This window comes from Microbacterium sp. NPDC089188 (genome assembly GCF_040685155.1).
Classification (GTDB): Bacteria; Actinomycetota; Actinomycetes; order Actinomycetales; family Microbacteriaceae; genus Microbacterium; species Microbacterium galbum.
The window spans coordinates 200,289-212,663 of record NZ_JBFBHH010000001.1 but is presented as its reverse complement, the minus strand read 5'-3'; the positions used below and the strand labels follow the sequence as shown (position 1 = coordinate 212,663).

At 72.2% G+C, this 12,375-nt stretch carries 11 protein-coding genes; 2 read left to right on the top strand and 9 right to left on the bottom strand.

Features of this window, described 5'->3' with window-relative positions; all coding sequences use genetic code 11:
- The first annotated feature begins 12 nt into the window (after positions 1 to 12).
- Entirely contained in the window at positions 13 to 1,524 is a 1,512-nt protein-coding gene (locus AB0N80_RS00885; RefSeq protein ID WP_363576991.1) for an alpha-L-arabinofuranosidase C-terminal domain-containing protein, read from the top strand.
- A gap of 194 nt (positions 1,525 to 1,718) precedes the next feature.
- On the opposite strand, the gene AB0N80_RS00880 is transcribed toward AB0N80_RS00885, so the two are convergent.
- From AB0N80_RS00880 to AB0N80_RS00840, 9 genes are read right to left on the bottom strand one after another with little or no spacing between them, the layout of a single operon-like run.
- Complete coding sequence (locus AB0N80_RS00880; protein WP_363576989.1) at positions 1,719 to 2,300, bottom strand: cupin; 582 nt, start codon at positions 2,298 to 2,300, stop codon at positions 1,719 to 1,721.
- A 45-nt stretch (positions 2,301 to 2,345) separates the two neighbouring features.
- Positions 2,346 to 2,981, bottom strand: coding sequence for a methylthioribulose 1-phosphate dehydratase (gene mtnB / locus AB0N80_RS00875; protein ID WP_363576987.1), 636 nt, complete (start codon positions 2,979 to 2,981; stop codon positions 2,346 to 2,348).
- Positions 2,978 to 3,682 (bottom strand): acireductone synthase, encoded by a 705-nt coding sequence (gene mtnC, locus AB0N80_RS00870; protein ID WP_363576985.1) that lies wholly within the window; start codon positions 3,680 to 3,682, stop codon positions 2,978 to 2,980. The genes mtnB and mtnC overlap by 4 nt, the downstream gene beginning before the upstream one ends.
- A complete protein-coding gene (locus tag AB0N80_RS00865) occupies positions 3,679 to 4,659 on the bottom strand; it encodes an NAD(P)-dependent oxidoreductase (RefSeq protein WP_363576983.1) in 981 nt (326 codons plus the stop codon). Before AB0N80_RS00865 ends, mtnC begins: the two co-directional genes overlap by 4 nt.
- Positions 4,656 to 6,293: an FGGY-family carbohydrate kinase gene (locus tag AB0N80_RS00860; RefSeq protein ID WP_363576981.1), complete on the bottom strand. Its 1,638-nt coding sequence runs from the start codon at positions 6,291 to 6,293 to the stop codon at positions 4,656 to 4,658. Before AB0N80_RS00860 ends, AB0N80_RS00865 begins: the two co-directional genes overlap by 4 nt.
- A complete protein-coding gene (locus AB0N80_RS00855; protein WP_363576979.1) occupies positions 6,290 to 7,405 on the bottom strand; it encodes an ABC transporter permease in 1,116 nt (371 codons plus the stop codon). Before AB0N80_RS00855 ends, AB0N80_RS00860 begins: the two co-directional genes overlap by 4 nt.
- Positions 7,402 to 8,403: an ABC transporter permease gene (locus AB0N80_RS00850; protein ID WP_363576977.1), complete on the bottom strand. Its 1,002-nt coding sequence runs from the start codon at positions 8,401 to 8,403 to the stop codon at positions 7,402 to 7,404. The genes AB0N80_RS00855 and AB0N80_RS00850 overlap by 4 nt, the downstream gene beginning before the upstream one ends.
- A 49-nt stretch (positions 8,404 to 8,452) precedes the next feature.
- Positions 8,453 to 9,997, bottom strand: coding sequence for a sugar ABC transporter ATP-binding protein (locus AB0N80_RS00845; RefSeq protein WP_363576975.1), 1,545 nt, complete (start codon positions 9,995 to 9,997; stop codon positions 8,453 to 8,455).
- Positions 9,994 to 11,010 carry a sugar ABC transporter substrate-binding protein gene (locus AB0N80_RS00840; protein ID WP_315994407.1) on the bottom strand — a complete coding sequence of 339 codons (1,017 nt, stop codon included), beginning with the start codon at positions 11,008 to 11,010 and terminating at the stop codon, positions 9,994 to 9,996. Before AB0N80_RS00840 ends, AB0N80_RS00845 begins: the two co-directional genes overlap by 4 nt.
- A gap of 202 nt (positions 11,011 to 11,212) precedes the next feature.
- Here AB0N80_RS00840 and AB0N80_RS00835 point away from each other — a divergent pair, with 202 nt between their 5' ends.
- Complete coding sequence (locus AB0N80_RS00835; RefSeq protein ID WP_363576973.1) at positions 11,213 to 12,172, top strand: sugar kinase; 960 nt, start codon at positions 11,213 to 11,215, stop codon at positions 12,170 to 12,172.
- Positions 12,173 to 12,375 lie beyond the last annotated feature (203 nt).

Genomic DNA, 12,375 nt, shown 5'->3' with positions numbered 1-12,375 from the left:
CGAGGAGCACCGATGACCGCTGCCCGACTCACCGTCGACCCCCGTTTCCCGATCGGCGCCGTGCGCCGCCGGCTGTTCGGGGGGTTCGTCGAGCACCTCGGCCGCCACGTCTACGACGGCATCCACGAGCCCGGCCACCCCGAGGCCGACGAGCAGGGCTTCCGTCGGGACGTCCTGGAGCTCGTGCGCGAGCTCGGGGTGACGATGATCCGCTACCCCGGCGGCAACTTCGTCTCGGGCTTCCGCTGGGAGGACAGCGTCGGACCGCGAGACCGGCGCCCACGCCGCCTCGACCTCGCGTGGCATTCGACCGAGACGAACGAGGTCGGCTTGCACGAGTTCGCCGACTGGCTCGACAAGGCCGGCAGCGAGCTCATGCTCGCCGTCAACCTCGGCACGCGGGGCACGCTCGAGGCGATCGACCTGCTCGAGTACGCCAACCTCCCCGGCGGCACGGCTCTGTCGCAGCAGCGCATCGACAACGGCCGCGAGTCCCCGTTCGACGTGCGCGTGTGGTGCCTGGGCAACGAGATGGACGGCCCGTGGCAGCTCGGCCACCGCTCCGCCGACGACTACGGCAAGATCGCAGCCCGGACCGCGAAGGGCATGCGACAGCTCGACCCGTCGATCGAACTCGTCGTGTGCGGATCGTCGGGCGCCCAGATGCCGACGTTCGGAGACTGGGAACGCGAGGTGCTGACCCACACCTACGACGACGTCGACATGATCTCGTGCCACGCGTACTACCAGGAGCACGACGGCGACATCGACTCCTTCCTCGCCTCGGCGGTCGACATGGACCGCTTCATCGACGCCGTCGTCGCCACCGCCGACCACGTCGGCGCCGTGCGGGGCAGCGCGAAGAAGATCGACATCTCCTTCGACGAGTGGAACATCTGGTACATGGACCGCGTCGAGTCCGTGAAGCCGACCGCGATCGACGACTGGCCCGTCGCCCCGCGCCTGCTCGAGGACGTCTACTCGGCCCTGGATGCGGTGGTCTTCGGCAGCCTCATGATCTCGTTGCTCTCGCACGCCGACCGCGTGGCATCCGCCTCCCTGGCCCAGCTCGTCAACGTCATCGCGCCGATCATGACGGAGCCCGGCGGCGCGTCCTGGCGGCAGACGACGTTCTTCCCCTTCGCGATCACGTCGCGGCTCGCGCGGGGAGAGGTGCTCCGCCCGCAGGTCGAGGCGCCGACGATCGACACCGCGAGATACGGCACCGTGCCCGCGGTGGATGCCGTGGCCACCCACGACGCGGAGACCGGGGAGAGCGCCCTCTTCCTCGTCCACCGCGGGCGCGGCGACGCGGTCGAGCTCCGGATCGACGTGGCAGGTCTCGGAGACGTCGAGATCGTCGAGGCGCACGTGCTGCACGACGACGACCCGTACGCGAGCAACACCCTCGACGACCCCGAGCGCGTACAGCCCCGGACGCTCGAGACACGCCTGACGGACGGCATCCTGCACGTCACGCTCCCGCCCATCGCGTGGGCCGCGTTGTCGCTGCGGCGGGGGTGACCGGCACAGGCCCACGCTCACGATCTCAGCGATCCGCACGAACTCAGCCGTCTCGAGAGGGAAGCGGCTGAGGGTGTGCGCATCACCGAGGTGCACGCGGCGGACGGGCCTGGCGCGTCGCTCACCGCGGTGACACGCGGAACGCCCGCCCCGCGGCATCCCGGATGCCGGCGAGGACGGGCGTTCCGGCGGCGTCAGGCCAGCTGCGCGCGGCGCTCCGCGAGCTGGTCGAACGTCGCGAACGACTCGGCGATCGGGCTGCCGGTGAAGTGGCCGACCCAACCGTCGTCGTCGTGGAAGAAGCGCACGCTGACGTAGTGGGGGGACGTGCCCATGTCGAACCAGTGCGTGGTGTTTGCCGGCACCGAGATGAGGTCGCCCGCCTCGCAGTACACCGCGTGCACCTTCTCGTTCGCGTGCAGGTAGAACACGCCCGCCCCCTTGGCGAAGTAGCGGTCCTCGTCGTCGTCGTGCGCGTGCTCCGAGAGGAACTTCTCACGGAATGGCGTCTTGAGGTCGTCGTAGTCGGCCTGCGCGGGGTCGAGGGCGACGACGTCGACGAGGGTGTACCCCTCGCGCTGCTTGACCTCTCCGATCTCGTCGGCGTACAGGGCGAGCACCTCGTCCTGCGAGGCGCCGGGGGCGACGTCCTTGACCTCCCAGCGCGAGAAGCGGGCGCCGAGTCCGGCGAGGGCGTCGCGGATCTCGGCCTCGTCGGTGGTCTCGAGGACGGGTGTGCTCGGGTCGGTCTCTTTCCAGACGGTCAGCAGGGTCATGGCCGCTCCTTTCGTGGGGTGTTCTCGGTGGGGTGGATGCCGGGCTCAGCGCGTCGCGACGGCGAAGCGCAGCAGCCACTCGGTGATCTCGAGGTGGCGACGCGCCGCGGCCACATCGCTGCCCCAGGCGTACATGCCGTGATTCGCCACGATGAGCGCGGGCACCTCGGGCACCTCGGGGGTGGCGGGGCGGTACACCTCGTTGAACCACCCGGCTTCGACGCTCATGTCCTGGTGGTTGCGGATGACGGGGATCGTCACGGTCTCGTCGTCGGCGAGGTGGCCGATGCCCTTGAGCATCTCCATGTCGCGGATCTCCACGCCGCCCGGCCAGCGGTGCCCGGCGACGACCGCGTCGAACGCGTGCACGTGGAACACCGCGTTCGCTCCGGTACGCGCGGCGATATGGGCGTGCAGCCCGGATTCGGCCGACGGGGGACGATGGTCGTCGGGGTCGATCGCCCGGCCGTCGGCGTCGATGAGCACGACGTCGGCGTCGGTGAGCAGCGACTTGTCGAGGCCCGAGGCGGTGACGGCCAGCACGAGCGGGTCGCGCTCGACGACCACGGAGAGGTTGCCCGAGGTGCCGCGCATCCAGCCGTATCCCGAGAAGCGGGAGGCTTCGGCGGCCAGGGCGGCACCGGCCTCGCGGACGCGGTCGAGGGAGGGGAGCGCGGTCATCGGGTCACCTCGATCTCGTCGAAGGATGCCACGGCGGGCGCGGCGAAGTCGGCCCCCGCCCACGGCTCGCCCGCGCGGTCGAGGGCGATCACCTGCCAGCCGGCCGCGAGGGCGGCCGAGACCTCGTCGGGGTGGTCGGTGAGGAAGAGGGCTCGTTCGGGGGCGACGCCGAGGGCGGCGGCGATGATGTCGAACGACGCGCTCTCCTTCTTCGGGCCGGCCTTGACGGTGTCGAAGAAGTCCTCGACGAGCGGGGTCAGATCTCCCTGCGGCGCGTGGCGGAACCACGGCACCTGCGAGGCGACGGAGCCGGAGGAGTACACGGCGAGGCGGATCCCGGCCTCGTGCCACGCGTGAAGACGCGGGGGCACGTCGTCGAAGAACTGGGAGTGGATCTCGCCCGCGGCGAATCCCTCGGCCCAGATGGTGCCCTGCAGGGTCTTGAGCGGGGTCGACTTGACGTCCTGCGCCATGAGACCGCGCAGCGCCTCCGCGATCTCGGCGTCGGAGGCATCGGCATCCAGGCCCGTCTCGGAGATCGCGTCGGCGCGGGCGTCGCGCACGGTGTCGTCATCGCGGCCGAGCACCTCGTCGAGGCGCGGGCGGGCGTAGTCGTAGAGGTCGCCGAGGATGAAGCCGGCGGCCGAGGTGGTGCCCTCGATGTCGAGCACGACGACGTCGGCGGTGGCGGAGATGGTCACTGGAGGTTCTCTCTTTCGGGGGCGGGGGAGAGGAAGGATGCCACGGCGGCCGCGGCGAGGCGGGAGTGCTCGACGACCACGTCGTCGGAGGCTCCGGCGATGTGCGGCGTCAGCGTGACGTTCGGCAGGCGCAGCAGCTCGTCGTCGCCGGCCAGCGGCTCGTCGTGGAACACGTCGAAGCCGGCACCGGCGATGCGCCGCTCGCGGAGCACCTCGAGCAGCGCGTCGCGGTCGACGAGGGCCGCGCGCCCGGCGTTGACGAGGTACGCGTCGGGGCGGAGGACGGCGAGCTCGCGCGCGCCGATCAGCCCGGTCGTCTCCGGGGTGAGCGGCACATGCAGCGTGACGATGTCGCTCGAGGAGAGCAGGTCGTCGAGGTCGAGGTGCGCCACGTCGTCACCGAGGGCGCCCGGGGCGAGGAAGGGGTCGTAGACGGCGATGCGCATGCCGAAGCCCTGCGCGCGGCGCACCACGCGTCGACCGACCGCACCGCCGCCCACGACGCCCAGCTGCCGCCCCGACAGGCCGATGCCGCGGAACCGCGCGTAGGGCTCGAACACGTCGTCCGCACTCCAGTTGCCTTCGCGCAGCCACGCCGAGGCGGCGGGCACGTGACGCACGGTCGCGAGCAGCAGCGCGAGGGTGAAATCGGCGGTGACATCGGCGTTGCGACCCGGAGTGGTGCGCACCTCGACCCCGCGGGCGGCGCAGGCGGCCAGGTCGACGTTAGCGGGGTTGGCGCGGCAGGCGACGACCAGCGACAGACGCGGGGCCGCAGCCAGCGCCGCCTCGTCGATGCGGTCGAGCTCGGCGATGACGACGTCGGCCTCGGCGAGGATCTCGGCGAAGACGGGGTCGGCGGCCGCGCGCGCTCCGAGCGACTGCCCCGTCTCGGCCTCGGATGCCGTGGCGACGTCGCCCGGCAGGTCGGCGGCGATACGCGGATCGAAGGGGGCGGTGATGACGATGCGGGTCACGCGGGGGTCCTCTCGGGGGCGGGGACGTCGACGACGGTGGCGTCGAGGTGGGCAGCGGGGGCTGCGGCGTCGACGCGCTCCGCGGCGATGAGGGACTCATCGGGCGTCGGCGCTCCGACTCCGTCGGCGTTCGCGGCCGTTCGCGCGAGCGCCCGCAGGGCCGGCCACTCCGGGCGCAGTGCCGCGCGTACCCGTGCGAACACATCGCGCGCCGCCGAGAGGGCGGGCGACGCGCGAGGTGCGAATTCGACGCTGCCGACGGGGAACACCCGCACCGCCGCCTCGAGGTCGGGGGCCAGGCCCGCCGCGACCACCGCGAGCGTCGCCGCTCCGCGCGCCCCGACCTCGGGGTCGGCGGTGCGGACGATCGTCCGCTGCGACACGTCGGCCAGCAGCTGGCACATCAGGTCGCTGCGCGCGCCGCCGCCGCACACCGGGACGCGATCTCCCGCGTCGAGGAGATCGAGGCACTCGGCGACCGAGAAGGCGAGTCCCTCGAAGACGCTCCGCAGCAGCTGTGCGGGGGTGGTCGCGACAGTGGTCCCGACCCAGGATGCCGAAGCCGCGGCATCCACGAACGGTGCGCGCTCGCCGCTCGGCGAGCCGTACGGGAGATACACGACGCCGCCGCTGCCGTCGGGCGCGGTGCGCGCGAGACGCTCGAGCTCACTCCACCCGCGGTCGGACAGGCCCAGCGTGTCGCGCGCCCAGTCGAGATTGGGCGTGCCGACCATCGACGACAGGGCCTCGAGCACCTGGGTGCCGCGCCCGGTGGGGATGAGGATGCCGATGCCGCTGTCGGCAGCCGCCCGGTCGACGCGGTTGACGGCCACCGTGGCGGTCGTGCCGAGCACGACCCAGCCGTCCTGATCGGAGAGGGCGCCGAGCCCCACGGGGCACGCGGCGGAGTCGACGAGCCCGACCGCGACGGGGACGCCGGCGCGCAGCCCGAGTTCGTCGGCGGCGGACGCGGTGAGGGCGCCGCCGCGCTCGTGCGGGGCGCGGACGGGAGCGAGCAGATGCGCGAAGCGGCGGTGGCCGAGCGCGTCGATCATGTCGTCGGAGTAGGCCAGGGTGGCGGGGTCGAGGTAGGTGCGCGACGCCTCGGAGGGGTCTGTCGCGATCTCGCCGGTGAGGCGCTGACGCACGGCGTCTTTGCAGTTGAGGTGGTGCGCGGCACGGGCGAGCACGTCCGGCTCGGTATCGGCGAAGACGTCGAGCAGCACCGGAAGGGTGCCGGGGAAGCTCGCCGATCCGGTCGCGGAGACGACCGCGGCATCCCGTCCGTCGTGCTGCCACGCCGTGACCCGGTCGGCACCTCGACCGTCGAGCCACAGCGCTGCCGGACGCACGGGACGACCCTCGGCATCGACGAGCCACGCGCCGTCGCCCTGGCCGGTCACGCCGACGGCGACGACATCGGGACCCGCGCTGCGGGCCTGTGAGAGAGCCTGCCGGACGGCGCCGACCACGGCCTCCCACACCAGGTCGATGTCGCTCTCGGCCTCGCCGTCGGCGGTGCGCACGACGGCGACCGAGCGGTGCCCGGCGGCGAGGGTCTCCCCCTCGAGCGAGTACAGCACGGCCTTGACCGCCGTGGTGCCGGCGTCGATGCCGAGCACGGCGGGGGTCATGCGCCGCCTCCCGGAGTGGTGTCGCCGAGCTTCGGACGCGTCGCCGTCGCGGCTCCGGCCGGCGCGACGTCTTGTGCGGGGGCGCCGTGCGGGCGCTTCGCCGCGGGCCTGCGCTCGGCGGCCGCCCGCGCGCGCTGCGCGACGGTGTAGGCCAGCACGAGCGCGACCAGCAGCACCACGCCCTGCACCGCCGCCTTGACGTTGAAGTCGAGACCGAGCAGGTCAAGCCCGTTGGCCAGCACGCCGAGGAACAGCACCCCCACGACCGTGCCGGGCACGTTCGGGCGAGAGCGCGGGTGCATCGACGCGCCGATGAACACCGCGGCGATGGCGTCGAGCAGGTAGCTGAACCCCGCGAGCGGGGTGTACAGCCGCAACGACGCGCTGAGCAGGATGCCGCCCGCCGCGCACAGCACGCCGGCGCCGACGTACACCAGCACGCGGATCCGTCGGGTGCGCAGTCCCGCGACGACGGCCGCGCGATCCTGCAGGCCCATCGCCTGGATGCGCACGCCCGCCGGCGTGCGGTGGAGCAGAATGCCGATCCCCACCGCGGCGATCGCGGCGATGATCACCGGCACGCCGATCCCCAGCACATCCCCCGAGCCGAGGAAGGTGAAACCCTCGGGCGCGGCGCGGAAGCTGACGCTGGCGCCGCCGTTCGTGCCGATCTGCTGGGCGCTGCGGCCGATGAAGAACGTGCCGAGGGTCGCGAGGAAGGGCGTGACGCCGAGTCCCACGATGAGGAACGCGTTCAGTGCGCCGATGAGCGCCCCGCCGAGCAGACCGAGCAGGACGGCCACCGGCCACGGCATCCCGAACGACATCATCGACACGATCGCGAACCACGCGCCGAAGTCGACGGCCACGGCGGCCGACAGGTCGATGCCGCCGGAGGACACCACCACGGTGAGGGCGAGGGCCACGAGTACCAGGATGGCGACGCCGTCGAGCACGTTGAGCAGATTGCTGGGACGAAGGAACGCGTCGCTCGCGACCGAGAAGAACACGATCAGCAGCGCGAAGGCGGCGACGAAGCCGTAACGGGTGACGGTCGCCGCTGCGGAGCCGGCGACGCCGGACCACCGCGGGCGGGGCGCGGGGATGCTCACGCGCGGGCCTCCTCGTTCTTCCGGGCGGCGGCGGCGGCCACCACGAGCAGGATCAGCACGCCCTTGAAGCCGTCGACCCACGCGTTCGCGACGCGCGACAGGATCAGGCCGTTCGACAGGAGGGCGACGAACAGCGCGCCCAGCACGGAGCCGAAGACGGTGACCGTGCCGCGCCGCGTGAAGGCGGCGCCCAGGAACGTCGCGAGCACCATGTCGACCATGAGCCGCTCGTCGATCCCGGGGCTGCTGCCGGAGCCCCGCGCGATGAGCAGCAGGGAGCTGAGGCCGGCGACCGCGCCCGCGATGACGAACGTCGACATGATGTAGCGCCGGGTCGGGATGCCGGCGAAGGTCGCGGCATCCCGATTCCCGCCGACGGCCTGCAGACGGAGGCCGTACGGCGTGCGCGCCATGACGAAGACGAGCACGGCGGCGACGAGGAGCATGAGCACCGCGGCCAGGGGGATGCCCGCGACGCGCGTGTCGCGCACCGCCACGACGAGGGGATCGGCCACATCGATGCGGCGATTGCCGCTGACCACGCGCGTGATGCCGACGACGGCGACGTAGACGGCGAGCGTCGCGAGGATCGACGACAGCCCCACCCACCCGACCAGGACGGCGTTGAGCAGGCCGAACGCCGTGGTGACCAGGATGCCGAGGGCGAAGGCGACAGGGAACGGGGTGCCGAAGGTGGTCAGCTGATCGCTCACGATCGCGGTGGCGAGCGCCGCGGTCGCGGGGATCGACAGGTCGATGCCGCCGACCACGACGTCGTCGCCGCCCCCGATCACGACGATGGCGAGACCCATCGCCACGAGGGCCACGGGGGCCGCCTGCGTGAGGCTCGCCGTCACGTTGGCGACGCCGAGGAAGCCCTTCGCCGTGACGGCGAGGTACACGGTCATCGCGAGCACGACCAGCAGTGGGCCGCGGCGGGCCAGCAGGCTGCGCACGCGCGGGACGAGGGCGGGGCGCTCGATGGTCGCTGCGCTCACGCGGCACGTCCTTCGCTCGGTCGGGCACCGCTTCCGGTGATGAGGGCGTTCACGCGGCATCCCCCTCCGCTCGCTCGTTCGTGCTTCCGGTGACGAGGGCACTGAGATGCGCGAGGGTGAGCCCCTCCGTCGTCACCTCGTGGGCCACGCGCCCGCGCTCGAGGACGACGACGCGGTCGCTCAGGCCAAGGACCTCGGCCGGGTCGGTCGAGACGACCACCACCGCGGTCCCGGATTCCGTGAGCTCGGACAGCAGGCGGTAGATCTCCTGCTTCGCGCCGATGTCGACGCCCACGGTGGGCTCGTCGAGCACGATCACGCGGGCACCCGCGGCGAGGCTGCGGCCCAGCACGACCTTCTGCTGGTTACCCCCGCTCAGCAGGCGCGTCTGCACGCTCGTGTCACGCGGCCGGATGTCGAGACGATCGGCCAGTTCGGCGGCGCGAGACCGGGACGCGGCGTCATCGAGCAGCCCCGCCCGGGTCGCCTCGGCGAGGGTCGAGAGCGTGAGGTTGCGCTGCGTCGAGAAGTCGAGCACGACACCGTCGTGGCGGCGATCGCGCGGAACGAGCACCACGCCCGCCTCGAGAGCTGCGGCGGGGCTCGACGGCCGGAACCGGCGCGCGTCGAGCGAGAGGTCGCCGGTGTGACGGTGGAGGCCGACCAGGGCCTCGGCCAGTTCCGACGCCCCCGAGCCGAGCAGTCCCGTGACCCCGAGGATCTCTCCGGGGCGCACATCGACGTCGACGCCGTGCACGGCAGACCCGACGCGCAGGCCACGGGCGCGCAGGACCGGCTCGGCGGTGACGGCGGGGCGACGGGCGGGATAGAGGTCGTCGATCTCGCGCCCGATCATCAGGCGGATCATCTCGCGGCCGCTGTCGGGGCCCATCGCGTCGATGCGTCCGACGTCGAGCCCGCCGCGGAGCACCGTCACACGGTCGCAGATGCGGGTGACCTCGCCGAGGTAGTGCGAGATGTACAGGCTCGAGATGCCGCGGTCGCGCAGGCGCCCGATGATCCCGAGCAGCTGCTCCGCCTCCGCGCTGGCGAGAGGGGCGGTGGGCTCGTCGAAGACGATGAGGCGCGCGTCGTCGTCCACGAGCGCGCGAGCGACCTGCACCAGTTTGCGCTCGGCGGGGCCGAGGTCGCGCACGAGTCGAGCGGGCGAGAGGCGGATGCCCAGCACATCGTGGAGCACCTCGGCGACGCGGGCCTTCATCGCTCGAGCCCGCAGCAGCCCGCGCGCGCTCTGCTCGTTGCCGAGCCAGATGTTCTCGGCCACCGTCATGTCGGGGACGAGCTGGAGCTCCTGATGCACGAAGCGGATGCCGGCGGCGTGCGCGTCGGCGGACGTGAGACGCCCGGCATCCGCACCGTCGATCGCCACCGCGCCGCCGTCGCGCTCGTAGATCCCGGCGAGGATCTTGATGAGTGTGGACTTGCCCGCGCCGTTCTCGCCGACCAGGCCGTGCACCTCGCCCGGACGCACGTCGATCGAGGCGCCCCGGAGAGCCGGGACGCCCGCGAACGCCTTCGTGACGCCGGTCATCTGCAGGACCGGCGTCACGAGGGGGGAGGAGCTGATGGTCACTGGGTGTAGCCCAGCTCCTTCGAGACCTTCTTCGCCTCGTCGGGGCCGGCGACCGGGATGGTGTCGACGTAGCTGACCTTCTCGACCTCCTCGCCGAGGAAGTACTTGCCGACGTTGTCGGCCGAGATCGTCGCGATCTTGCGCGGCAGCTGCGCGATGTTGCCCACGAACGGGCTGTTGGGCTCGCTCATGATCTCGAGGGTGTCGGGGCCGGCGTCGAAGGCCGTGACCTTGACGTCGGTGCGGCCCGAGTCCTCGATCGCCTGCACGACACCGATCGCGGGCTGGTCCCAGCACGCGACGTGGATGTCCTGGATCGTGCCGACCGGGTACTTCTCCAGCAGCGCGAGCGTCTGCTGACGCGCGTCGTCCGGGGCGTTGGCGAACTGCTCCGCGAGCTCGGGCTCGATCAGCGTGATGTTCGGATAGTTCGTCGACAGCTCGTTCTTCCACGCGTCGTAGCGCTCTCCGCAGAACGACAGGCTCGAGCCGAAGGCGTTGAAGACGGCGATGTTGCCCTCTCCGCCGAGGGCCTCACCGGTGATCTTGCCCAGGGCCGTGCCGCCGACCTGGTTGTCGGACTGGGCGTTGTTCACCGCGTACTCCGAGGCGTGGTCCACCCCGAAGACCGGGATTCCGGCGTCGTGCAGCTGCTGGAGCTTGGGGTCGACCGACGCGTCGCCGAGGATCGTGATGACGGCGTCGACGTTCTGCGCGAGGAAGATGTCGTGGTTCTGCGCGTGCAGGGTGTTGTCGCGGTTGCCGTCGGTGGTCAGCGGCGTGCCGCCGAGCTTGGTGACCTCGTCCACCGCGCCTTGGAAGGCCTCGCGGTCCCAGAAGTGCTGCGTGCCGACGACGGCGATGCCGATCGTCTTCCCCGCGAGCGGCTGGTTCGGATCGACGCCGTCGCCGTTCGGGGCGGCGTCGCCTCCCGAGGAGACGGTGGTGCACCCGGCGAGGGCGAGGCCCGCCGCGACGACGAGCGCCGGGAGGGCGAAGAGGGACTTTCTCACGGTGGGCTCCTGTGGGGCCGGTGGGCGCTCGCGTCGGTGCGCGCGTCGCCGCGGATGCTGTGTGGGGACCGCCGGGCAGCGGTCTCTCGAATCGTAGGGAGGGGTCATCACGGCGTTCGACTCGGGCGTCACACGGTGAAATGAAGCCGTCACCGATGTGCCCCTCAGTAGGCTTCGCCCGTTCGCCCACCCGAGGAGACCCATGCCCCAGCCTGCCGCTCGCGTCGTCACCGTCGGACTCCACGTCGCCGACGTCCTCGGCCGCTACGTCGAGGCCATCCCGCCCGGACAGGGGCTCGCTCTGCTCGACGAGATCCGCCTCACCGTCGCCGGGACCGCGGCGGCCACCGCCGTCGATCTCGCGCGCCTGGGCGTCGCCGTCGCGACCGTCGGCGCCGTCGGCGACGATGCGCTGGGCGTGTTCCTGCGGTCGACGATGGCCGCGGAGGGCGTCGACGTCACCGGGCTCGCCGTCCGGCCCGAGCGTCCCACCTCGGCGACGATGCTGCCGATCCGACGCGACGGAAGCCGCCCTGCGCTGCACGTCATCGGCTCCAACGCCGCGATCCGACCTGAGGACCTCGCCTCCCTCGCTCTCGACGGCGTCGCCGTCCTCCACCTGGGCGGCTCCTGCCTGCTCCCGGGGATCGACGGACCGCCGAGCGTCGACCTGCTGCGTCGTGCACGCGAGGCCGGGATCGTGACGACGATGGATTTCATCCCGACCGGGGGTGCGGGCGATCGCGACGCGGTACTCCCGTGCCTGCCGTTCGTCGACTATCTGTTCCCGAGCGAGGAGGACGCCCTGTCGTTCGCCGGGACGCAGGCGCTCGACGAGGCCATCGCGTTCTATCTGGACGCGGGCGTGCAGACGCTCGTCGTCACCCGTGGCGCCGCGGGGGTGAGCATCAGCACGCGTGAGGAACGCGATATGCGCTTTGCGGCATATGCCGTCGACGTCGTCGACACGACCGGGTGCGGCGACGCGTTCAGCGCGGGATTCATCTGGGGTCTCCTGGACGGCGCGAGCGTCGGGGAAGCCGCGCAGCGCGGTCTCGCCTGCGGGAGCCTCGTCGCCACCGGCCTGGGCTCCGATGCGGGGATCCACTCGGCGGCCGACGTCGCCCGGCTGCGGGCGGAGGGCGTCCGCGGGGCCGTGTGAGTCGGCATCCGGTGTCGTCCCTCGAGTGCGCATCGGCCAGGCGCAACCTCGATCCGAGGGGGGGATGCCGCGTGTCGGCCGCGCATCGGCGAAGTCGCCGGGGCTGCGCGCCGGCCTCGTGAGACAATGACCACGGCGTGCTCGGACCGACCTTTCCCCGCACGGCGCCGCAGCGATTCGAGCGGCGCCTCCGGGTCGAAGGG